Source organism: Streptomyces viridochromogenes DSM 40736 (genome assembly GCF_000158955.1).
Classification (GTDB): Bacteria; Actinomycetota; Actinomycetes; order Streptomycetales; family Streptomycetaceae; genus Streptomyces; species Streptomyces venetus.
Genome location: NZ_GG657757.1, coordinates 2362259 through 2383932, shown reverse-complemented (window position 1 = coordinate 2383932; position 21674 = coordinate 2362259). Strand labels below are relative to the sequence as shown.

17 protein-coding genes and 1 pseudogene are annotated in these 21674 nt (G+C 69.9%); 9 read left to right on the top strand and 9 right to left on the bottom strand.

What is annotated here, in order from left to right:
* A pseudogene (locus tag SSQG_RS10445) lies at nucleotides 1-680 on the bottom strand (class I SAM-dependent methyltransferase); the annotation flags it as partial.
* An 83-nt stretch (nucleotides 681-763) separates the two neighbouring features.
* Complete coding sequence (locus tag SSQG_RS10440) at nucleotides 764-1363, bottom strand: DUF3043 domain-containing protein (RefSeq protein ID WP_039932316.1); 600 nt, start codon at nucleotides 1361-1363, stop codon at nucleotides 764-766.
* Between the two features lie 306 nt (nucleotides 1364-1669).
* Between SSQG_RS10440 and SSQG_RS10435 the strand changes: the two genes are divergently transcribed.
* The 6 genes from SSQG_RS10435 (at nucleotide 1670) to SSQG_RS10410 (ending at nucleotide 8656) form a co-directional block, all read left to right on the top strand.
* Complete coding sequence (locus SSQG_RS10435) at nucleotides 1670-2467, top strand: PspA/IM30 family protein (RefSeq protein WP_003989706.1); 798 nt, start codon at nucleotides 1670-1672, stop codon at nucleotides 2465-2467.
* Nucleotides 2468-2490: 23 nt separating this feature from the next.
* Nucleotides 2491-2769, top strand: coding sequence for a PspA-associated protein PspAA (pspAA, locus tag SSQG_RS10430; RefSeq protein WP_003989705.1), 279 nt, complete (start codon nucleotides 2491-2493; stop codon nucleotides 2767-2769).
* A gap of 167 nt (nucleotides 2770-2936) precedes the next feature.
* A complete protein-coding gene (locus SSQG_RS10425) occupies nucleotides 2937-4157 on the top strand; it encodes a sensor histidine kinase (RefSeq protein WP_003989704.1) in 1221 nt (406 codons plus the stop codon).
* Complete coding sequence (locus SSQG_RS10420) at nucleotides 4154-4840, top strand: response regulator (protein ID WP_003989703.1); 687 nt, start codon at nucleotides 4154-4156, stop codon at nucleotides 4838-4840. Before SSQG_RS10425 ends, SSQG_RS10420 begins: the two co-directional genes overlap by 4 nt.
* Nucleotides 4841-5000: 160 nt before the next feature.
* Nucleotides 5001-8117 (top strand): efflux RND transporter permease subunit, encoded by a 3117-nt coding sequence (locus SSQG_RS10415; protein ID WP_003989702.1) that lies wholly within the window; start codon nucleotides 5001-5003, stop codon nucleotides 8115-8117.
* 185 nt (nucleotides 8118-8302) lie between these two features.
* A complete protein-coding gene (locus SSQG_RS10410; protein WP_003989701.1) occupies nucleotides 8303-8656 on the top strand; it encodes a helix-turn-helix domain-containing protein in 354 nt (117 codons plus the stop codon).
* A 72-nt stretch (nucleotides 8657-8728) separates the two neighbouring features.
* On the opposite strand, the gene SSQG_RS10405 is transcribed toward SSQG_RS10410, so the two are convergent.
* Together SSQG_RS10405 and SSQG_RS10400 are read right to left on the bottom strand one after the other, a co-directional pair.
* Nucleotides 8729-8944: a DUF397 domain-containing protein gene (locus SSQG_RS10405; RefSeq protein WP_003989700.1), complete on the bottom strand. Its 216-nt coding sequence runs from the start codon at nucleotides 8942-8944 to the stop codon at nucleotides 8729-8731.
* Nucleotides 8923-9768, bottom strand: a complete 846-nt coding sequence (locus tag SSQG_RS10400; RefSeq protein WP_003989699.1) for a helix-turn-helix domain-containing protein — start codon at nucleotides 9766-9768, stop codon at nucleotides 8923-8925. The genes SSQG_RS10405 and SSQG_RS10400 overlap by 22 nt, the downstream gene beginning before the upstream one ends.
* A gap of 170 nt (nucleotides 9769-9938) precedes the next feature.
* On the opposite strand from SSQG_RS10400, the gene SSQG_RS10395 reads away from it, so the two are divergent.
* A complete protein-coding gene (locus SSQG_RS10395) occupies nucleotides 9939-10235 on the top strand; it encodes a hypothetical protein (RefSeq protein ID WP_003989698.1) in 297 nt (98 codons plus the stop codon).
* A 13-nt stretch (nucleotides 10236-10248) separates the two neighbouring features.
* Here the strand turns inward: SSQG_RS10395 and SSQG_RS10390 are convergent, their stop codons facing one another.
* The 3 genes from SSQG_RS10390 to SSQG_RS10380 are packed head-to-tail and all read right to left on the bottom strand — an operon-like array spanning nucleotide 10249 to nucleotide 16770.
* Nucleotides 10249-10992: a CHAT domain-containing protein gene (locus tag SSQG_RS10390; RefSeq protein WP_338117308.1), complete on the bottom strand. Its 744-nt coding sequence runs from the start codon at nucleotides 10990-10992 to the stop codon at nucleotides 10249-10251.
* The gene (locus SSQG_RS10385) at nucleotides 10950-15329 is read right to left on the bottom strand and encodes a tetratricopeptide repeat protein (RefSeq protein ID WP_039932313.1); all 4380 of its coding nucleotides are present in this window, start codon (nucleotides 15327-15329) and stop codon (nucleotides 10950-10952) included. The genes SSQG_RS10390 and SSQG_RS10385 overlap by 43 nt, the downstream gene beginning before the upstream one ends.
* Nucleotides 15322-16770 (bottom strand): esterase/lipase family protein, encoded by a 1449-nt coding sequence (locus SSQG_RS10380; protein WP_003989695.1) that lies wholly within the window; start codon nucleotides 16768-16770, stop codon nucleotides 15322-15324. The genes SSQG_RS10385 and SSQG_RS10380 overlap by 8 nt, the downstream gene beginning before the upstream one ends.
* 360 nt (nucleotides 16771-17130) lie before the next feature.
* Here SSQG_RS10380 and SSQG_RS10375 point away from each other — a divergent pair, with 360 nt between their 5' ends.
* A complete protein-coding gene (locus SSQG_RS10375) occupies nucleotides 17131-18354 on the top strand; it encodes an RNA-guided endonuclease InsQ/TnpB family protein (RefSeq protein WP_039934937.1) in 1224 nt (407 codons plus the stop codon).
* Between the two features lie 58 nt (nucleotides 18355-18412).
* Here the strand turns inward: SSQG_RS10375 and nadA are convergent, their stop codons facing one another.
* Complete coding sequence (gene nadA / locus SSQG_RS10370; RefSeq protein ID WP_039932310.1) at nucleotides 18413-19597, bottom strand: quinolinate synthase NadA; 1185 nt, start codon at nucleotides 19595-19597, stop codon at nucleotides 18413-18415.
* 280 nt (nucleotides 19598-19877) lie between these two features.
* Here nadA and SSQG_RS10365 point away from each other — a divergent pair, with 280 nt between their 5' ends.
* Complete coding sequence (locus SSQG_RS10365) at nucleotides 19878-20234, top strand: HesB/IscA family protein (RefSeq protein WP_003989692.1); 357 nt, start codon at nucleotides 19878-19880, stop codon at nucleotides 20232-20234.
* 124 nt (nucleotides 20235-20358) lie between these two features.
* On the opposite strand, the gene SSQG_RS10360 is transcribed toward SSQG_RS10365, so the two are convergent.
* Nucleotides 20359-21674: hypothetical protein (locus SSQG_RS10360; protein ID WP_208865633.1), on the bottom strand; the 1316-nt coding region annotated here is incomplete at its 5' end.

Below are 21674 nucleotides of genomic sequence, written 5' to 3'. Positions count from 1 at the left end.
CAGCAGCGCTGCCACCCCGCGGTACGGGATCCGTCCGCCCGGCCCTCTCCTCCACCGCGAGCAGCGTCTCCACGTCGGCCGGGACCTCCGCGCCGTCCGCCGCCGTGTCGGTGAACACGCGCACCCCGTACCAGGCGTGCAGCGGCGCCCCGATCCCGGCGAGCGTCACAATAAAGGTCCTTCAGCCGGTCGGCCCGTACGTCGAGCCCCAGCCGGTTGCGATAAGCGGTGGTGTCGTAGGCGGCCAGCGCGCCGCCCCAGTCGCCGGACAGTCCCGGCCGCATCGCGAGCGCGTCCCCGTTGCGCACGAGCAGGGACAGCAGCCCGCCGGGCGCGAGCATCCGGGCCAGACCCGCCAGCAGCGGATCGGGCTCCTCCACGTACATGAGAACGCCGTGGCACAGCACCACGTCGAAACTGCCGGGCAGGAAGTGCACCCCGGTGTCCCGGCCGTCGCCCTCGACGATCCGCATCCGCTCCCGGACGCCCTCGGGTTCCCCCGCGAGGGCCTCCCTGGCCACGCCGACCATCTTCGGGTCCTGCTCGACACCGGTCACCCGGTGCCCGGCCCGGACCAGCCGCAGAGCCTGCGTGCCCTGGCCCATGCCCACGTCGAGCACCCGCAGCCGCTGACCGACCGGGAAACGCCCGACTATCTGCTCGTCCAGCTGGCGGGCCACCAGCTCCTGCCGGACGACATCACGCAGCCCGCCCAGCTCGTCCAGCCAGGCATCCGCCGCGCCCCCGGAGAACGGCGTCGTGGTCAGGGCCGCTCTCCGCGCTTGACCTGCGGCTTGGGCAGCCGGAGCCGGCGCATCTGGAGGGAGCGCATCAGGGCGTAGGCGACAGCGCCGCGCTTGTTCTCACCCGCGAAGCGCTCGTTCAGCTGCTTCTTCAGACGGAAGGCCGAGACGAACGAGTCGAGCACGATCAGCACGATCACCACGAGCCACAGCAGCAGCGCGATGCTCTGCAGCGACGCCACCCGCACCATGCTCAGCACGAGGATGACCACGGCCATCGGCAGGAAGAACTCCGCGATGTTGAACCGCGAGTCGACGAAATCGCGGGCGAACCGGCGCACCGGTCCCTTGTCGCGGGCGGGCAGGTACCGCTCGTCGCCGCTCGCCAGCGCCTGGCGCTGGCGCTCCAGCGCGGTGCGGCGCTCCTCGCGCTGGCGCTTGGAGGCCTCCTTGCGCGTCGTCGACGTGTTGGCCACGCTGCGGCGCTGCGACTGGGCCGCACTGCGCTTGGGCGTGGGGCGGCCCTTGGGGGCCTCGGGGTGACGGGGCTGACTGGAGTCGGTCACCGGCGCCTTGTCGGCGGCCTGGGCCTTCTCATCCTTCGCACGGCTACGGAACACAAAACCCAAGGGTAAGGGCTTCCCGGGCATGGACCCCAGCCCCGTGGGGAACGATCCGGCAACACCAGTCGTCAGTAAGGGGACAGAGGGGACGTTGCGTACGGCTCCGGTCGTTCCCCGGGATGTACGCCTCCGGTAACCCCGGGGACCACCTACTCCCTACGCCGGAGCAAGGGCCGGTGCAGTCGTCCTTGGGGATGAGCGCATCCGTCCCCGAACAGTGCGGTAATGGATGCAGGGCCCGTACTGTGGGTTCTGTCGCAGGAGCTGGAGCCGGAGTCGGTCAGAAGGGGGCGCGCGAAGCCCATGAGCGGTGTCATGAAGCGTATGGGGATGATCTTCCGCGCGAAGGCGAACAAGGCCCTTGACCGGGCCGAGGACCCGCGCGAGACCCTCGATTACTCGTATCAGAAGCAGCTGGAGCTGCTCCAGAAGGTCCGCCGCGGCGTCGCCGACGTGGCGACCTCCCGCAAGCGCCTGGAGCTCCAGCTGAACCAGCTGCAGTCGCAGTCCACGAAGCTGGAGGACCAGGGCCGCAAGGCGCTCGCGCTGGGCCGGGAGGACCTGGCCCGGGAGGCGCTGTCCCGCCGCGCCGCCCTCCAGCAGCAGGTGACCGACCTGGAGACCCAGCACGCGACGCTCCAGGGCGAGGAGGAGAAACTCACTCTCGCGGCCCAACGGCTCCAGGCCAAGGTCGACGCCTTCCGTACGAAGAAGGAGACGATCAAGGCGACGTACACGGCAGCGCAGGCGCAGACCCGGATCGGCGAGGCCTTCTCCGGCATCTCCGAGGAGATGGGCGACGTCGGCCTGGCGATCCAGCGCGCCGAGGACAAGACGGCCCAGCTCCAGGCCCGTGCCGGCGCCATCGACGAGCTCCTCGCCTCCGGCGCCCTGGACGACCAGTCCGGCATGCAGAAGGACGACATCCAGGCCGAGCTGGACCGGCTCTCCGGTGGTACGGATGTAGAGCTGGAACTGCAGCGAATGAAGGCCGAGCTGGCCGGGGGCTCCGGTGACGCTCAGCAGGCCATCGAAGGTGGCACGAGCCGGCAGCAGTCGCAGCAGCAGCCGCAGGACACCCCGCGCTTCGACAAGCAGTAGGGGCCCACGCCTAGGAGGGCGACATGATCGTACGGATCATGGGGGAGGGCCAGGTGAGGCTGGCCGACGGCCACCTCACCGAGTTGAACAAGCTGGACGACGAGCTCCTGACGGAAATGGAGAACGGTGACGGCCCCGGCTTCCGCCGCACCCTCCAGGCCCTGCTGACCCGGGTCCGCGACCTGGGCGACCCCCTCCCCGACGACTCCCTGGAACCCTCAGAACTGATCCTCCCGTCCCCGGACGCGACGCTGGAGGAAGTCAGAGAACTCCTGAGCGACGACGGCCTGATCCCCGGCTGACCAGCATGCTGAGCTGCGGGCAATCGTGCCGCCAACGGCGGCACGGGTGGGCGCAGCGGCACCCCGCAGCGCCGGGTTGCGCGCCTACCCGCCCCAGCCCCAACGCCGAGCACCTCACACCCGCCCTCCGTACCCTCGCACCCCCACCCCGGCTACCGTAATCAGCCGTGAGCACCCTCCAAAGGGCCAAACACCAGGCCAAGGCCCACCCCCTGGCCCTGGACGCCGCCCTGGCCGCGGCCGTCCTGACCTGCATGGTCGCCGGCTCGTTCGTGGAGCCCCGCCACCCCGGCAACGTCAGCTGGAACCTCCGCACCCCCGACCCCCTCAGCCTCGTCCTCATCACCCTCGGCGCCGCCGCCCTGGTCTTCCGCCGCCGCGCCCCCATGACGGTCCTCGTCCTCACCGGCACGGTCTCCGTCATCGAGTCCGTCACCGGCGACCCCCGCGCCCCCGTCGCCATGTCCGCGGTCATCGCCCTCTACACCGTCGCCTCCACCACCGACCGCCCCACCACCTGGCGCGTCGGCCTGCTCACCATGACCGTCCTGACCGGTGCGGCCATGTCCGCCGGCCCCCTGCCCTGGTACGCCCAGGAGAACCTCGCGATCTTCGCCTGGACCGGCATCGGCGCCACCGCCGGCGACGCGGTCCGCAGCCGCCGCGCCTTCGTCCAGGCCATCCGCGAACGCGCCGAGCGCGCCGAACGCACCCGTGAGGAGGAGGCCCGCCGGCGGGTCGCCGAAGAGCGCCTGCGCATCGCCCGCGACCTGCACGACGTCGTCGCCCACCACATCGCCCTGGTCAACGTCCAGGCCGGCGTCGCGGCCCACATCATGGACAAGCGCCCCGACCAGGCCAAGGAGGCCCTCTCGCACGTCCGGGAGGCCAGCCGCTCCGCCCTCAACGAGCTGCGCGCCACCGTCGGACTGCTCAGACAGTCCGGCGACCCGGAGGCCCCCACCGAACCCGCTCCCGGCCTGGACCGCCTCGACGAACTCACCGGCACCTTCCGCAACGCCGGTCTGCACATCGAGGTCGCCCGCGCCGACCAGGACACGACCCTGCCCGCAGCCGTGGACCTGGCCGCCTACCGGGTCATCCAGGAGGCCCTCACCAACGTGCAGAAGCACGCCGGACCACAGGCCAAGGCCGAGGTCAGCGTCGTCCGGGTGGGGCCGAACATCGAGATCACCGTGCTCGACGACGGCACCGGCGAGGACGCGGCCCCGGACAGCGGCGGCGGGCACGGGCTCCTCGGCATGCGGGAGCGCGTCACCGCCCTGCGGGGCACCCTGACCACCGGTCCCCGCTACGGAGGCGGCTTCCGCGTCCATGCGATCCTGCCGGTCAAGAACCGCACAGCGACCGGGGAGGACCCCGCATGACCATCCGTGTCCTGCTCGCCGACGACCAGGCGCTGCTCCGCAGCGCCTTCCGGGTGCTCGTCGACTCCGAGCCCGACATGGAGGTGGTGGGGGAGGCGTCCGACGGCGCCGAGGCGGTGCGGCTGACGAAGGAGCAGCAGGCCGACGTCGTCCTGATGGACATCCGGATGCCCGGCACCGACGGACTCGCGGCGACCCGCATGATCAGCGCCGACCCCGACCTCGCGGACGTCCGCGTGGTCATCCTGACGACGTTCGAGGTCGACGACTACGTGGTGCAGTCGCTGCGCGCCGGCGCCTCCGGGTTCCTCGGCAAGGGTTCCGAGCCCGAGGAACTGCTGACCGCCATCCGGATCGCGGCCGGCGGCCAGGCCCTGCTGTCCCCGGCGGCCACCACGGGACTGATCTCCCGTTTCCTCGCCCAGCAGGACCCGGACGACGCCGGCGACCGCGACCCGGCCCGCGGCGAGCGGCTGGCCTCGCTCACCGGCCGGGAGCGCGAGGTACTGGTCCTGGTCGCGGGCGGCCACTCCAACGACGAGATCGCCGAGCGGCTGGAGGTCAGCCCGCTGACGGTGAAGACGCACGTCAACCGGGCCATGGCCAAGCTGGGCGCCCGGGACCGGGCCCAACTCGTGGTCACCGCCTACGAGTCGGGCCTGGTCCGTCCAAGGGTGGAGTGAGCTCGACCCGGGTGTACTGCGCCGGGAGTATGCGCCGCATAAGGAACGGGACCTGCGGCCTACGGATCGGCCCTCCCGCATGGCTCAGGGTGTAGAGGCGGGTGCTCATCTGCGCGCTCGCTGCCGCTTCTGCCGTTAAACAGAAGAGAGACCCTCACCCATGTCCTGGCTGTCAAAATTCAGCCTCGCGCAACGGGCCCTCATCGGGCTGATGTCGATCATCGCGCTCGTCTTCGGGGCGATCGCGATCCCCCAGCTCAAGCAGCAGCTGCTGCCCACCATCGAACTGCCCATGGTGTCCGTGCTGGCGCCGTACCAGGGCGCGTCCCCGGACGTGGTCGAGAAGCAGGTCGTCGAACCCATCGAGGACAACCTCGAAGCCGTCGACGGCATCAGCGGCGTCACCTCCACCGCCAGCGAGGGCAACGCCGTGATCATGGCGTCCTTCGACTACGGCAACGACACGAAGCAGCTGGTCGCCGACGTCCAGCAGGCCGTCAACCGGGCCCGTGTCCAGCTCCCGGACGACGTGGACCCGCAGGTCGTCGCCGGTTCCACGGACGACATCCCGACCGTCGTCCTCGCCGTCACCTCCGGCCGGGACCAGCAGGCCCTGGCCGACCAGCTCGACAAGACCGTCGTGCCGGACCTGAAGAGCATCGACGGCGTCGGCCAGGTGACGGTCGACGGTGTGCGGGACCTCCAGGTCGCCGTCACGCCCGACGACGCGAAGCTGGCCAAGGCCGGCCTCACCCCGCAGTCCCTCGTCCAGGCCCTCCAGGCGGGCGGCGCGACCGTCCCGGCCGGTTCCTTCGACGAGGGCGGCGCCAACCGCACGGTCCAGGTCGGCGGCGGCTTCACCTCGCTGAAGCAGATCCAGGACCTGATGGTCACGGGCGAGCCCGGCAAGGGCGAGCCGGTGCGTCTCGGCAGCGTCGCCAAGGTGAAGCAGCAGGAGGCCGCGGCCGACTCCATCACCCGCACGGACGGCAAGCCCAGCCTCGCCCTCGCCGTCACCATGGACCGCGACGGCAGCGCGGTCGCGATCTCCGACGCCGTCCAGGACAAGCTCCCGGACCTCCGCAAGGACCTCGGCTCCGGCGCCACCCTCACGGTCGTCAGCGACCAGGGCCCGGCCGTGTCGAAGTCCATCAAGGGCCTGACCACCGAGGGCGCGCTCGGCCTGCTCTTCGCGGTCCTGGTGATCCTGGTCTTCCTGGCCTCGATCCGCTCCACCCTCGTGACGGCGGTGTCCATCCCGCTGTCCGTGGTCCTCGCCCTGATCGTGCTGTGGACGCGCGACCTGTCGCTGAACGTCCTCACGCTCGGCGCCCTGACCATCGCCATCGGCCGGGTCGTCGACGACTCGATCGTGGTCCTGGAGAACATCAAGCGGCACCTCGGCTACGGCGAGGAGCGCAACTCGGCCATCCTCAACGCGGTGCGTGAAGTGGCCGGAGCGGTGACCTCCTCGACGCTCACCACGGTCGCGGTGTTCCTGCCGATCGGCCTGGTCGGCGGCATGGTGGGCGAGCTGTTCGGCTCGTTCAGCCTGACGGTCACGGCCGCGCTGCTGGCCTCCCTGCTCGTCTCCCTGACGGTCGTGCCGGTCCTGTCGTACTGGTTCCTGCGCCCGCCGAAGGGCACCCCCGAGGACGCGGCCGAGGCACGCCGGCTCGCTGAGGAGAAGGAGGCCAAGAGCCGCCTCCAGCGCGTCTACGTCCCGGTCCTGCGGTTCGCGACGCGCCGCCGCCTCACCAGCGTGGCCCTCGCGATCGTCGTCCTCGTCGGCACGTTCGGCATGGCGCCGCTGCTGAAGACGAACTTCTTCGACCAGGGCGAGCAGGAAGTCCTCAACGTCAAGCAGGAGCTGAAGCCCGGCACCAGCCTGGAGGCGACCGACGCCCAGGCGAAGAAGGTCGAGCAACTGCTCGCCGACACCAAGGGCGTGAAGGACTACCAAGTCACGATCGGCTCGTCCGGCTTCATGGCGGCCTTCGGCGGCGGCACGGACACCAACCAGGCGTCGTACCAGGTGATGCTGGACGACTCGGCGTCGGCCGAGGACGTCCAGGACAGCATCGAGAAGGGCCTGGCCGGGCTGAAGGGCATCGGCACGACCACCATCGCCGCCGGTGACGGCTTCGGCAGCCAGGACCTCAGCGTCGTGGTCAAGGCCGCCGACGCCGACGTCCTGCGCACGGCGTCCGAGGAGGTCCGCAAGACGGTCGCGAAGCTCGACGACGTCAAGGACGTCACCAGCGACCTCTCGCAGAGCGTGCCGCGCATCTCTGTGAAGGCCAACGGCAAGGCGGCCGCCGCCGGCTTCAACGATCAGACCCTCGGCGCCGCCGTCGCCCAGGCCGTCCGCGGCACCAACGCCGCCAAGGCGGTCCTGGACGACACCGAGCGCGACGTCGTCATCCGCTCGGCGAAGCCCGCCACGACCCTGAAGCAGCTTCAGAACCTGCGCCTCGGCACGGCGAAGCTCGGCGACATCGCGACCGTGCGGATGGTCGACGGGCCGGTGTCCATGACCCGTATCGACGGCCAGCGCGCGGCCACCATCACCGCGAAGCCGACCGGCGACAACACGGGCGCGGTGAGCACCAAGCTCCAGTCCGAGATCAACGCGCTGAAGCTCCCGGAGGGCGCCACGGCGTCGATCGGCGGCGTCTCCGAGGACCAGGACGAGGCGTTCGCCAACCTGGGCCTGGCGATGCTGGCGGCCATCGCGATCGTCTTCATGCTGCTGGTCAGCACCTTCCGGTCGCTGGTCCAGCCGCTGATCCTGCTGGTCTCCATCCCGTTCGCGGCCACCGGCGCGATCGGCCTGCTGATCGCCACCGGCACGCCGATGGGCGTCCCCGCGATGATCGGCATGCTGATGCTCATCGGCATCGTGGTGACGAACGCGATCGTGCTGATCGACCTGATCAACCAGTACCGCAAGCAGGGCTACGGAGTCGTCGAGGCCGTGATCGAGGGCGGCCGGCACCGGCTGCGCCCGATCCTCATGACGGCCCTGGCGACGATCTTCGCCCTGCTGCCGATGGCCCTCGGCATCACCGGCGAGGGCGGCTTCATCGCCCAGCCGCTCGCCGTGGTCGTGATCGGCGGTCTGGTCACGTCGACGCTGCTCACCCTCCTTCTGGTCCCGACGCTGTACGCGATGGTCGAACTCCGCAAGGAACGCCGGGCGAAGAAGCGCGCGGCGAAGAAGGGCCTTCCGGCCCAGCGGGACGCCGAGCAGGTGTCGGAACCGGCTCAGGTCTGACAGCCGTACGCACGGCGAGGGGCACCCTGTGGCTCATGCTCACGGGGCGCCCCTCGTCGTGCGTCAGGGACCATCCGTTCGTGTGATGAGGCGGTGACCCGGGCCTGTTGATAACCTGTGCGTTATACGTTCCGAGCTATGAGCTGGGAGATCATCCTTACTCCCGAGGTCCATGATTGGTTCCCATGGGCAAGCACTACCGGTGGGAGACCTCACTGGACGCCAGGCGCTCCGCAGATCCGGGGATCGACGCCGATGAACGCATCGCTGCGGCACGCACAGCGCGGGAAGCGGCCACCTTGGGACACCATCTGGCCGAACTCCGCCGACAGCGAGGCCTGACCCAGGCCGAGGTGGCGGAGAAGATGGGCGTCTCGCAGGTTCGCGTGTCGCACATGGAGAACGGTGACATCGACCGCATGCAGGTCGAATCCATTGCCGCCTACATCGCGGCCCTGGGCGGGCATTTGCGCCTGGTGGCCGACATCGGCGAGGTCAGCACGACGTTTGTCGACTACACAGATCTCCTCACCGCATGATCGGCGGTGCTCCGCCCACCCCCAAGCATGGGGTGGGCGGAGTCGTCGTCTCGATCGTGGAGCCGTCAGGCCTCAGCGAGGAAGTGTCTCTCCGCCCTTGAGGCACGTGATGAACGCGTCCCAGGCGGTGGCCGGGACGACGAGTGCGGGGCCGTGGGGGTTCTTGCTGTCGCGGACGGGGACGACGCCGGGGAAGTCCTCGGTGATCTCGACGCAATCGCCCCCGTTGGTGTTGCTGTAGCTGCTCCGGCGCCACCGGGCAGAGTTCAGCTCGGGGGTGTGCTGCATGGCTTGTAGTCCTCCATCGCGTCTCGGATCAGCTCCGCCGAGGCCGCGGGTGGGAGGGCGTTGGCGCGCAGCACCTCGTACTGCCGCCGCCACTTCTTCACCGACTCCCGGTCCTCGTAGAGGTGACCGACCTGGATGCCCTCTTCGTAGGCCATGACGGAACCCTTGGGAAGGGTCAGCAGGGTCAGGGCGCCGCCCATCAGTGAATGGGGATCCGCACTGAAAGGCAGAACCTGGACCTTGCTGTCGGGAGTATCCACCTGTTCGAGTAGCAAGGCCAGTTGGTTGTACCAGCACTCTTTGCTGCCGACCCTGCGTCGGAGGACAGACTCTTCGATGATCGCCCAACGCAGGGGCGCTTGCTCCGACGTTAGCCGAGCCTGCCGGGACAGGCGGGCGTTGACGCGCTCCTCGATCTGCTCCCTGGGCAGGTCCTCCTGGCAGCTGAGCATCGCGCGGGCGTACTCCTGGGTCTGCAACAGCCCTGGCATTGCCTGAGCTACGTAGTTCTCGACGACCTCCGCCTGCGCCTCGAAGTCCATGAACCGGCGGTACTGGTCCGGATGGGCCTCCCTCTTGGCCAGTTCGTACAGCCCGTGGAAGTGCTTGTCCGTGCCGAACGCCGCGTCCAGCCGGTCGGGAAGGTCCGGCGGAGGCATCAACTCGGCGGTCTCGATGCGGGCGAGCGTGCTCTTGCTGGAGTTCACGATGCCCGCGAGCTGCACGAGCGACAGCCCGGCGGCCTCCCGGTGACGGCGCTGCTCCGCACCGAAGTAGTGGCGGGCGGAGAGGTACGGGGTGAGGGTCTGTGGCTTGAATGTCATGGCCTGGCCTCCCTGTAGCCGTTGAGGTCGCGTGTGGATGTCCCGTTCTCGGTCCCGGGACGCGGCGCTCCTGTCGAGGGCGCATGCCACAGCGCAACGATGGAGGCACACACGGTAATCACCGGTGTTCACGCCTGTCAGCGGAACGGGTCCGAAAGGAGCGGCGGAAGATGATGTGCGACGGAACGGGTGCGCCCCTGAGATTGCTGCCCTGGACCACTCCGGACGGACGTCCGTGCTACCTCAGCACGGACGACGACGGCAGCCGACTCTCCCGCATGGCCGACGAGTTGGAGGCCGAGCTGCTCGACTCGGCTGCGTACGTCCTCACTGCGGCCAGGTCACTCCTCGGCGAACCTGCGGTGGGCGGCAGGGAGTTGCGGTTCACGGGTGAACGACTCGCCGAGGCGCTCACGGACGCGCTGCGGATCGCGGCGAGCCGGGGTGCGCGGCTGTCGGACGAATGAGCCCAGCGGTTGGTCAGAACTGCGGGGGCGGCGGGCGGAAGCGAGGTTTGCGCAGGTGGGCGCCGCACTGCTGGTAGCGGAGGCTGAGCGGTTCCTGGCGGGGTACGGAGCGTGCCTCCGGACCGATGAGGAAGTGCGCCTCGGGGATGCGCCCATCGCTGGTGCGCAGCGTCGGCGGGCTCGTGCAACCGGCGAGGTCCAGCATCATGCGAGCGGTCGTGTGGGCCTTGGCGACGGACTCGCCCGCGGCGAGATTGCGGTGGAAGACCCGCGCATAGCCGCGTGCGTGGACGTCGGCGACCTCGGCCTGCCAGCCGATGACGGCGGGAACCACGTCGCTGAACTCCTTGGCCAGGTGGGCCGTCCAGCAGGCGTTCAGGAGGAGTAGGTGGAGGCCGTTTACGGTGGCAGCGGTGACACAGCGGCGCAGGCCGTCGAGGGCCACCGGTGCCTCGCCGCCGTCTTCGGTGACGAATCGCGGGCCGCCGTCGGGTGTGCCCCGCCCCGCGAAGTGGAGCACCTCGGGTGTGGTGTCGGCCAGGTACTGGGCCAGGTCGTCCCAGCGGGCGGATGGGAGGGCGTCCAGCCGGACGGTGTGGCCGTAGCGGGAGTACGTGATGCTCTGCTGGACGTCGCGGTGCTCCTCCAGCACGTTGGGCGCGTTCGGGAGGGCGGGGGCGGCTGCCAGGACCAGGCAGACCACGTACACCGGTGTCATGGGCGGGTCTGGGTGAGGGCTTGGACCAGGCGAAACCAGTGGGTGGTGTGCTGCGGGTCGGGGGAACGGGTGGCGAGGGTCGCCAGCTCGGAGGTGAGCCGGTTGCGTGTCTCCGGGTCGCCTTCGGACGCCGCATCGGCGAGGGCGTCCAGATCCAGAGACTCCGGGGCGCCGGCGAGGAGGAGAGCGGCTTGGTGGTGAGTGGCGGAGGAGAGCTCGTCGTCGAAGACCGAGCCTTCGATGGCGGCGGCGTACGCGAGTGCCTGGGCGTCACCGTCGTTCAGAGCGCGGAGAACCTGCCGCTGGAGGGCGCCTCGGTCTTGGACGCACTGGAACGCGGTGTCGATGTCCTCGGCGCGGGCGATACGCAGGAGTGCCGCGTGGACGGCGATGCCGGGGGTGACGTCGTCGGTTTTGGTGAGGGTGTTCTCGGCAAACTCGTCAAGGAGGAGCTCGCTGTTCTCCCGGAAAAAACGCTTCGAGTCGTCCCAGCTCTCGCACTCAAGCCAGCCGGACAGCGTGTCCCGGAGGATCAGGGTCTGGAAGACGGAGTCCACGCCTTCGGAGAGGACCAGCTCCCTGATGCGCTGGTGCTGCTCGGCGACCGGCCAGACCAGCGCCAACTCCGCCAGTGCTGTCGCGGCTTCGTCGGCGCCGAGGGCGCCGGCGTGGCGTGACCAGAAGGTCCGGCTGTCCGTCCAGGTGGGTGTGTTCACCCACTCGACGACCAGGTTCATGGTGGCCTCCGAGAGTGACAGCCAGTCGGGGGCGGGGGCGTCTGTCTCCTGCCGCCAGGTCTGCTCCAGAGACTCGCCGCTGGCACGGGATGTACGGGCGTGAGCCCGGAGCGCATGCCGGGTGCGCAGGACGATCTCACCTGGTTGGTCGGCCGACTCGTCGTTGACGATGCGGATGAGCGCCAGCAGACCTGAGGTGCGCGTGGGCTCGGGCCGTCCGAGCTGGAACGCCGCCCGCTCGTACTCGATCGCGCGTGCGGCGGCCGGATGGGCCCGATCGAGCCTGGTGGCCGTGTCCGTGTAGGCCTGGATGGCGGCTGGTGCGTCACCTGTCCCAGCCAGGTGGTTGGCGAGGTTGTTGAGTGCCATGGCGAGGTCGGGGAGGTATGCGGCGGGGTTGGCGTGGGCGAGTTGGCGTCCGATGCGTACGGCTTCGTGGGCGGGTTTGAGGGCGCCTTGTCGGTCTCCGGTGTCGGCCAGGCGGCTGGCGAGGTTGTTGAGTGATGTGGCCAGCTCGGGGAGGTATGCGGCGGGGTTGGCGTGGGTGAGTTGTGTGTAGTGGCGTACGGCCTCGTGGGCGGGTTCGAGGGCGCCTTGTCGGTCTCCGGTGTCAGCCAGGCGGTTGGCGAGGTTGTTGAGTGCCATGGCGAGGTCGGGGAGGTATGCGGCGGGGTTGGCGTGGGTGAGTTGTGTGTAGTGGCGTACGGCTTCGTGGGCGGGTTCGAGGGCGCCTTGTCGGTCTCCGGTCTCGGCCAGGCGGATGGCGAGGTTGTTGAGTGATCCGGCGAGGTCGGGGAGGTATGCGGCGGGGTTGGCGTGGGTGAGTTGGCGTCGGATGCGTACGGCTTCGTGGGCGGGTTCCAGGGCGCCTTGTCGGTCTCCGGTCTCGGCCAGGCGGATGGCGAGGTTGTTGAGTGCCATGGCGAGGTCGGGGAGGTATGCGGCGGGGTTGGTGTGGGTGAGTTGGCGTCGGATGCGTACGGCTTGGTGGGCGGGTTCGAGGGCGCCTTGTCGGTCTCCGGTGTCGGCCAGGTGGTTGGCGAGGTTGTTGAGTGATCCGGCGAGGTCGGGGAGGTATGCGGCGGGGTTGGTGTGGGTGAGTTGTGTGTAGTGGCGTACGGCTTCGTGGGCGGGTTCGAGGGCGCCTTGTCGGTCTCCGGTCTCGGCCAGGCGGACGGCGAGGTTGTTGAGTGATCCGGCGAGGTCGGGGAGGTATGCGGCGGGGTTGGCGTGGGTGAGTTGGCGTCGGATGCGTACGGCTTCGTGGGCGGGTTCCAGGGCGCCTTGTCGGTCTCCGGTCTCGGCCAGGCGGTTGGCGAGGTTGTTGAGTGATCTGGCGAGGTTGGGGAGATAAGCCGTGTCTCCGCCAGCCAGACCCCTGTAGATGTCGGTCGCCTCGCGAGCGAATTCCACGGCAGCCATGTGTTGCGCGTTCCCCGACAAAGCGACGGAGACCTCGACCAGCGCCTCCGCCAGATGCGGCAGGACGTTCTCCCGGTCCCACACCACAAGGTCACGCAGCACGTCGATGCCCGGCCCCGGGACGCTGGCCCAAGCCGCGTGGCGGGACAACCAGGCCCGTACGTACGGATCGACCCGATCCCAGCCACCCACCTCGGCCTGCCGCTTGAGGACGTCCACCACCGCCCGCAGCACAACCACCTCGGCGGCCACCCCCTCGGGCCCCTCGCGCCCCCGCAGATGTGAGACGAACTCCCGGTGGTACAGCCGGTACACGGCCTGTGCGCCCGCACCGTCCTCGACGATGTAGCGGCCGTAGGCGGACAGGACCCAGTCCACGTCGCCCTCGTCGTACACGACACCCTGCCCACCGAGCGCCGAGGCCACCGCCTCCCAGACTCCGCCCACGGGCATGCCCCTGCCGGCGGCCCACGCGAGCGCCGTGAGGAGGTCCCGCGCCGCCGAGGGGAGTTCGGTGCCGTCGTCGCGTACCCGCCGCGGACCTGCGCGCAGGTCTTCCTCGAACGCGGCCTCCACGGAGTCGGGCAGCCCGGAGAGTAGGTCATCGGTGTCCCGGAGGCCCCCGTGCTCTCGGAGCCGTGCCACGAGGAAGCCCGTGACCAGCCGGGCGAAGAGGAACCCCCCGTCCTGCGCCGTCGCGCGGTCCGCCAGGGCCTCGGCGACCCCGGACCCGTCGACCTCGGCGGCCTCACAACGCCGCCGTACGTACTCGGCGATGTCCTGCCGGGTGTCCGGCTCCGCCTCCAGGTTCACGGTCGTGACGCTGTCGCCGATGTGCCGGACCAGGGCGTCCGGAAGTGTCTCGCCCTCCTTCAGCCTGCCCCGGAAAGGCCGTTCCCGGGAGCCGACCAGCACCGGGAGCATCCGGCTCAGCGGAAAGACCAGCTCCTCGATCACGCCCTGGGTGTGCTCGGCCGGCACCTCGTCGAGACCGTCGAGGACCAGGACGGGAAGCGTCGGAAGCTCACGCAGCTCGGCTCTCAGGGCGTCCGCGTTCCTCGGCTCGCGCAACCCCAGCCGGGCGGCGAGTTCCGCGGCGGCCTGTGTCGCGTCCAGGCCCCGCAGATGCACGGCCGCGAAGGTCCGGGCGTCCCGCACGCCCGGGTCCGGGTCGCCCTCCCTGAGGGCTCCCTGCCGCTCGGCCTCCTGGCGCTGTTCGGGGTCCGCGAGCGTCGCGACGCGTCCGAGTACCGCCGACTTGCCGCACCCGGCGGGCCCGGTGACCAGGAAGAGACCGGGAGCCGCCGCTTCCATCCACGTGATGATCTCCCCGAGCACCCGCTGCCGTCCGCTGAAGAACCAGCCCTCCTCCCGGTGCCCCACGCCGCGTGCGGCGAGCACCAGATGCTCCACGAGAGTCGGTGCGGTACCCGGCCGGGCGAGGGGGTTGGGAAACGCCGGGCGTTCGTCGCCCACGGCGGCGCGCGCGGGTCGCTGGCCGCCCTCCGCGTCCCATCTGGTCGGCAGTGCCGCCAGCAGCTCGACCCCACTGACCAGCTCGTTGTGCGCGCTCCACGCACTCAGATACTCGTCCGTCAGTGGCCCTTCCCGCAGCACCGCCGCCAGTGCCCGCAGCAGCGGTCCGTCGCCGTCAGAGGTCTCGTTGCGCTGGCAACTCGCCATACTGCCGAGCCACTTGGTCCGGCCGGGCGGGAGGGAGATCTCGGACCAGTGTTTCAGGGCGGTCCGGATGCCGTCTCCGACACCGTCTCCCGCGTAGCAGGTGTCGACCACCACCAGAATCTGATCGGCCTCCGAGGAGACCGCGTATCCGATCAGCTCTTCGGTGGACACGCCCTGCCTGCGTATCCGGACCTTCCGCGTCCCCACATGGTCGCCGGGCTTCAGATCGCTGAGGACGAGCCGCAGTTCGTCGTCGGCGAGGACACCGTGTCCCGACCAGAGGATCAACGCGGGCTTGCGGCCCCCCGAGCGCCGCCAGCCCTCGCTCCACTCCTCGACCTCCCGGTCGAAGGCAGCCCGGTCCGGGTTGCCCCCGCCCACCAGCCGCACGTCGAAGCCCAGTCCTTCGAGGAGGCCGGCGATCTCCTCCATCTGAGCCTTGGCGCCCACCAGTTGGGGGAAGGTCCGAGAGTCGTCGTACGACTCGCACACGACGCACAGCGCGGTGGCTCTGAACTCCGGAGCCTCACTCATCCTCGGTGCCCGCTTCCCCCTCGTGCTCCATCACCAGCGTCAACGCCGTCACCGAGGCCTCCGGAGCGTGCCGTGCGCCGACCCTCAGCCGGTGCGCTCCGGGGGCGAGACCGGTGAGCGGAGCGGTGTAACGCCCGTCGCCCCGGTTCCGCAGCGAGCGTTCGGGGCCGCCGTCCACACTCAGGGCGAGCGCCAGCTCGTCGTGACCCGGGACGTCCCTGGGAACCGACACCTCGACCTCCGCCGCCTCGCCTGCTGCCAGGACTTCCGGTGCGCGCACCCCGAGCGGCCTTGCCGCCGCGTAGTCCTCCGGACCCCGGTGCACCGGCAGCTCAGGGGTGAGCCACCCCCACAGCGCCCAGCGGACGGCGGAGTTGTTCTGCAGCGAACCGTGTTGTTCCCACGGGGTGTACGCGGGTCGCCGTACGCCCGTGAGGTGGGCGCTGGACAGACGGGGCACGCGCCCGTCGCCGCCCTCGTCCGCGTCACCGATGGTGAGCAGGGGCGAGAGCCGGCCGTCGCCCACCGTCCGGGCCGTGGTCGGGGTGGGCTGCAGAACCCCGCTCACCGGCAGGTACTCCACCCCGTACGCGGCTGCCGTCCGGGACTCGCGCACCGCCGAATGGAACAGTGCCGCGTCCTTGAGCAGGGCTTCGTCGACCCCCGGCAGCCCGGTGACCTCGCGCGCGTACCGGAGGTTCTCCGCGTCCGTGCCGCCCCCTTCCAGACACGCGTAGTCCGGGGTGAGCTGATGCAGGGACGGCAGGCTGCGTGCGAACCGCGCCAGATCCAGCCGAAGCGGGCCGAAGCCCGGCCGCAGCCCGTTCACCAGGTACAGCAGGGCGTCCAGCGAGCCCCGGTACGGCGTCCCGAGCGTGATCACCCGACGGGTGACCTCCGCGCCGCCGCCCAGCTCGACGTACTGCCGGGTCACCAGCCCGCCCATCGAGTGGCACACGAACACGACCCTGGCCTCCGCCCGCTCGGAGGCGGAGGCCCGCCAGCGGCCGAGTTCCTCCTCCACCCGTTCGCCGAGCCGTTCGGCGTTGTACCGGCAGGAGAGCCGCCAGTCGTACGAGAAGTCCACCAGGTTGACTGGTGTGCGAGGGTCGTCGCCCGGCAGCCGCCGTCGCAGGGTGAAGTGCCGCTCCAGCCAGTCCAGCAGCCCGTTGTAGCCGTCGACGAGCGGCCCGACCCCGGGCAGGGCGTGCAGATCGGGCATCGGTCCGGCGGGCCGCACGCCGTCACCGGGGTGGCCGTCTCCCAGGTCGGACGGGAGGACCAGCCGGGTCACGGACCTCCCGAAGGTCCTGATCCCTCGTAACAGGGCCCTACCCGAGAGTCCCCATAACTCGTTCCCGTCCGCGTCCGTCAGCCGGCTGCCCATGATCCCCGGAACCACGACCACGAGATCGTCGACCCGGCCGCGCTGTGTCGTCATGCCGCCCCCGTATGTGCACGTCGTGCCGTGAGGGGTCAGCGTAATGACGGCGGAGTGGGCCGGACACGAGGAATGCGAAACTTGTCCGCACGGAACACGAAAGACGAAATGCGCTCTGGCCTGCGTGGAGAAGGGGGTACGCCGACCGTGGTCGGCGTACCCCCTCCGTTCCCCGCTACGGGCTACCGGACATCATTCGCAGTGCTCCGGCCTTCAGGCTGAGGATGAGGCGAAGGTTGTGGCTGCGACGCGGAGCGTCGCAGTCTCGTTCCGGCGGGCCGGACCCTGCTTCGTGACGGTGATGGGTCGTTCACATGTTCCCGGCGACGACATAGGTTCGACGTGCCTAGTGTGATCGTCATGCAGCTCAGGTACAGCTTCCGCCTGTACCCGGACACCAGTCAGCAGACTGCGCTTGCGAAGGCGTTCGGGTGCGCCCGTGTCGTGTTCAACGACGCGGTCCGCGCCCGTGAAGACGCCCGAACGGCTAAGCAGCCGTTCCTGACGGCTGGTCAGCTGTCCCGGAAGCTGATCACCGAGGCCAAGCAGACGAAGGAGCGGTCCTGGCTGGGTGAGGTCTCGGCGGTGGTGCTCCAGCAGTCCCTGCGGGACGTCGAGACCGCATACCGCAACTTCTTCGCCTCCCTCAAGGGCACCCGCAGGGGAGCGAAGGTCGGCCCGCCACGGCTGAAGTCCCGCAAGGACGCCCGGCAGTCGATCCGGTTCACCGCCAACGCCCGCTGGAGCATCACCGGCAGTGGCCGGCTGAACCTGCCGAAGGTCGGTGCGGTGAAGGTGAAGTGGTCCCGCACGCTGCCCACCACTCCCTCCTCCGTCACCGTGATCAAGGACGCGGCCGGCCGGTACTTCGCGTCCTTCGTCATCGACACCGATCCCGCCGCCGACGCGGCTCGGATGCCGCAGACCGACCGCACCGTCGGCATCGATCTCGGCCTGACCCACTTCGCGGTCCTGTCCGACGGCACGAAGATCGACTCCCCGCGCTTTCTGCGGCGCGCGGAGAAGAAACTGAAGAAGGCCCAGAAGGAGCTGTCCCGCAAGCTGAAGGGATCGAAGAATCGGGCGAAGGCCCGCCTGAAGGTCGCCCGCGCCCACGCCAAGGTCGCTGACGCACGCCGTGAGTTCCACCACCAGCTCTCCACGAAGCTGATCTCCGAGAACCAAGGGATCGCCGTGGAGGACCTGTCGGTCAAGGGGCTCGCCCGCACGCGCCTGGCCAAGTCCGTGCACGACGCCGGATGGGCATCGTTCATCGGCATGCTGGAGTACAAAGCGGAACGGTTCGGCCGAACCCTGGTCAAGATCGACCGCTTCGAGCCGACCTCCCAGACCTGCTCCGCCTGCGGAGCCGTGGACGGGCCCAAGCCCCTGAACGTGCGGGAGTGGACCTGTGGCGCCTGCGGCACCGTCCACGACCGGGACACCAATGCCGCGATCAATGTGAAGACGGCCGCCGGACTGGCGGCGACGGCCTGCGGAGCGCCGGTAAGACCGGGAGCGATCCCGGCACAGCGCGAAGAAACAGGAAGCCACGGATTCCCGACCGGAAACCGTGCCGCGTAGCGGCACAGTAACCAGTCGAGGAAGGCCAGAATCCTCACCCTTCAGGGCGAGGTGCATGTCAAGGCAGCGCCAGCATCCGCTCCAGCGCCAGCTTCGCGAACGCCTCGGTCTCCTTGTCCACCTCGATACGGTTGACCAGGTTGCCCTCGGCCAGCGACTCCAGGGCCCAGACCAGGTGGGGGAGGTCGATGCGGTTCATGGTCGAGCAGAAACAGACCGTCTTGTCGAGGAAGACGATCTCCTTGCCTTCGGGCGCGAAACGGTTCGCCAGGCGGCGGACCAGGTTCAGCTCCGTGCCGATGGCCCACTTGGAACCGGCGGGCGCGGCCTCCAGGGCTTTGATGATGTACTCCGTCGAGCCGACGTAGTCCGCCGCGGCCACGACCTCGTGCTTGCACTCCGGGTGCACCAGGACGTTCACGCCCGGAATGCGCGCGCGCACGTCGTTCACCGAGTCCAGGCTGAAGCGGCCGTGCACCGAGCAGTGGCCGCGCCACAGGATCATCTTCGCGGCGCGCAGTTCGTCGGCCGTCAGCCCGCCGTTCGGCTTGTGCGGGTTGTAGACGACGCAGTCCTCCAGGGACATGCCCATGTCGCGGACCGCGGTGTTGCGGCCGAGGTGCTGGTCCGGCAGGAAGAGCACCTTCTCGCCCTGTTCGAACGCCCAGTCCAGGGCGCGCTTGGCATTGGAGGAGGTGCAGATCGTGCCGCCGTGCTTGCCCGTGAAGGCCTTGATGTCGGCGGACGAGTTCATGTACGAGACGGGCACGACCTGCTCGGCTATCCCGGCCTCGGTCAACACGTCCCAGCACTCGGCGACCTGCTCGGCCGTCGCCATGTCGGCCATCGAGCAGCCGGCGGCGAGGTCGGGCAGGACGACCTTCTGGTCGTCGGACGTCAGGATGTCCGCCGACTCGGCCATGAAGTGCACACCGCAGAACACGATGTACTCGGCCTCCGGACGCGCCGCCGCGTCGCGGGCCAGCTTGAACGAGTCACCGGTCACGTCGGCGAACTGGATGACCTCGTCGCGCTGGTAGTGGTGCCCCAGGACGAAGACCTTGTTCCCGAGCTTCTCCTTCGCCTTGCGGGCGCGCTCCACCAGGTCCGGGTCGGACGGCGAGGGCAGGTCGCCGGGGCAGTCCACGCCGCGCTCGCTCTTCGGGTCGGCCTCACGGCCGAGGAGCAGCAGGGCGAGGGGCGTCGGCTGTACGTCGAGCTCCTGGGGCTGGGCGGTGGTCACTACACGCACCCTTTCTGTTCCGCGACTTTTCGTCGATTTGACGCTATCTATCATAACCGCTTCACGTCACTTTGACGATGGCCATAGCGTCCGTGTGACGTGAATCCCGATGAGTCGCCGTTCATTCCCGGGAAGACCCGGAAAGAGCCGTTTTCCGGTTCCCGGCGCGTGTGCGAGCATGAAAAGAGCCGAGATCGAGCGCCCGGCCCGGAATGAATCCGCGGCCCCGCCGGTTGGACCCGTCGGCAAGCAGTCTCCGTACAACCCGGGAGAGATGTAGATGTCCGTATCGGACGAGACCACCACCGTCAGCGACGGCATCATCCTGACCGACGCCGCCGCGGACAAGGTCAAGACCCTGCTCGACCAGGAAGGCCGCGACGACCTCGCGCTGCGTGTCGCCGTCCAGCCCGGCGGCTGCTCCGGCCTGCGCTACCAGCTCTTCTTCGACGAGCGTTCGCTCGACGGTGACGTGGAGAAGGACTTCGGCGGAGTGAAGGTCGTCACCGACCGCATGAGCGCCCCGTACCTGGGCGGTGCCACGATCGACTTCGTGGACACCATCGAGAAGCAGGGCTTCACGATCGACAACCCGAACGCGACCGGCTCCTGCGCCTGCGGCGACTCCTTCAGCTGAGCCCGCCGCGCCGCCGCGGCGGCAGCGGACACGACGAAGGCGGCGGCCCCCTCCGACGGGGCCGCCGCCTTCGCGCTGTGCGTACTGCCTTCGCGCTGCGTGTGCTGCCTTGGCGCTGCGTGTCCTACCGTGCCCGAGTCGGGGGAGCCGGCAGCCGCGCGCCCTCCTTGGCCAGCGGGATCGCCTTGCCGTCCGAGCCCACGACCGCGCGGTCGCCGAGCGGCTCGTCCAGCCGCACCGTCTGCTGGAACTTCTTCGCGATCATGATGCAGACCTTGTCCGGCCAGGCCTTCGAGGTCACCGTGACCGTCACCTCGTCCGCCGTCCCGCTCGTCTTCACGTCGTAGTCGGCGCACACCCCGCCCGTGAAGGTCACCGTCAGCTCCGAGCCCTCGGCCCGGTAGCCGTCCACCTCGACGTTCCGCGGCCCGGGAGCCGACGTCGGCTCGTCACCCGGCCGGCTGGACTCGGGCGCGGTCAGGAACTTCGGGTCGACCGCCGGATACGTCACCGTGAACGGGTCCTTCGCGCCCGGCGCCGTCACCTCGAACAGCCAGGACGGCACCAGCGCCTGCCGCCCGTCCACGAGGTGCGAGGCCAGCCCGAACACGGCCTTGTCGACCGTCACCGCGTCCTGCTCGGGCGCGCCGCTCGCCGACGACCCGCAGGGCTGCTCCAGCCGGTCCTTCTGCGGCACGGGGCTGGCGCAGCCACCGATGCCCATGCGGTGGTCGCTCTGCGGCCGGTCCTCCATCAGCTCCAGCGCCTTCTTGGCGCTGACCACGGGGTAGGTGTCGCCCTTCACCGGCGTGCTCAGCTGCCCACTGCCGCCGACGACCTCGCCGCCGGAGCCGACCGTCACCCCGGTGGACCAGCCGTGCGTCGGCAGTCCGCCGACCTCGGGAGCGGCGTTCACCACCCGCTGCGCGCCCATGACCTGGCTCGCGTCGCGCTTCGCGTCGTCCTGACCCAATGCCTTCAGCACCGGCGCCGCGGCCTTCTCGGCCTCCGCCTCACTCACGGGCGTGCCGTCGCCCTGCGGAGCGTCGCAGCGGTCGGTGCCCTTGCAGTCGTCGGTGCCCGGGGCGTACCGGCTGAACGTCCAGGCCCCCGGTGCCTCCTTGTTCACCTGCAGGTTCGGCCCCGTGCCGTCCTGACCGGCACCGACCTTCCAGACCTCACCCTGCGCCACCGGCACCCCGTCGACTCCGAGGGCCTTCGCCAGCCGGGCCACGTCCGCCTTGGCGACCTGGCCCCGCGCCCGGTACACCGGGGCCTCGCCGGGGCCGTCCGGGAGCGTGCCCGCGACCTTGTAGGTGGCGCCGTACGGGTTGGGCTCCCCGGGCGCGATGCCGTTGCCCTCGCTCGGCGTCGACTCCGAGTACCCGTCGAGCGCAGAGCGGCGGGGGAGTGCCGTCCCCACCCGGCGCACCGGACGTC

What these genes read in the sequence shown, in the direction of transcription:
- SSQG_RS10400 (WP_003989699.1), bottom strand. Translation starts at nt 9,768, where the DNA reads ATGACATTCAAGCCACAGACCCTCACCCCGTACCTCTCCGCCCGCCAC.
- SSQG_RS10380 (WP_003989695.1), bottom strand. Translation starts at nt 16,770, where the DNA reads ATGACGACACAGCGCGGCCGGGTCGACGATCTCGTGGTCGTGGTTCCG.
- SSQG_RS10410 (WP_003989701.1), top strand. Translation starts at nt 8,303, where the DNA reads ATGGGCAAGCACTACCGGTGGGAGACCTCACTGGACGCCAGGCGCTCC.
- SSQG_RS10395 (WP_003989698.1), top strand. Translation starts at nt 9,939, where the DNA reads ATGATGTGCGACGGAACGGGTGCGCCCCTGAGATTGCTGCCCTGGACC.
- SSQG_RS10385 (WP_039932313.1), bottom strand. Translation starts at nt 15,329, where the DNA reads ATGAGTGAGGCTCCGGAGTTCAGAGCCACCGCGCTGTGCGTCGTGTGC.
- SSQG_RS10375 (WP_039934937.1), top strand. Translation starts at nt 17,131, where the DNA reads ATGCAGCTCAGGTACAGCTTCCGCCTGTACCCGGACACCAGTCAGCAG.
- pspAA (WP_003989705.1), top strand. Translation starts at nt 2,491, where the DNA reads ATGATCGTACGGATCATGGGGGAGGGCCAGGTGAGGCTGGCCGACGGC.
- SSQG_RS10405 (WP_003989700.1), bottom strand. Translation starts at nt 8,944, where the DNA reads ATGCAGCACACCCCCGAGCTGAACTCTGCCCGGTGGCGCCGGAGCAGC.
- SSQG_RS10415 (WP_003989702.1), top strand. Translation starts at nt 5,001, where the DNA reads ATGTCCTGGCTGTCAAAATTCAGCCTCGCGCAACGGGCCCTCATCGGG.
- SSQG_RS10420 (WP_003989703.1), top strand. Translation starts at nt 4,154, where the DNA reads ATGACCATCCGTGTCCTGCTCGCCGACGACCAGGCGCTGCTCCGCAGC.
- SSQG_RS10365 (WP_003989692.1), top strand. Translation starts at nt 19,878, where the DNA reads ATGTCCGTATCGGACGAGACCACCACCGTCAGCGACGGCATCATCCTG.
- SSQG_RS10435 (WP_003989706.1), top strand. Translation starts at nt 1,670, where the DNA reads ATGAGCGGTGTCATGAAGCGTATGGGGATGATCTTCCGCGCGAAGGCG.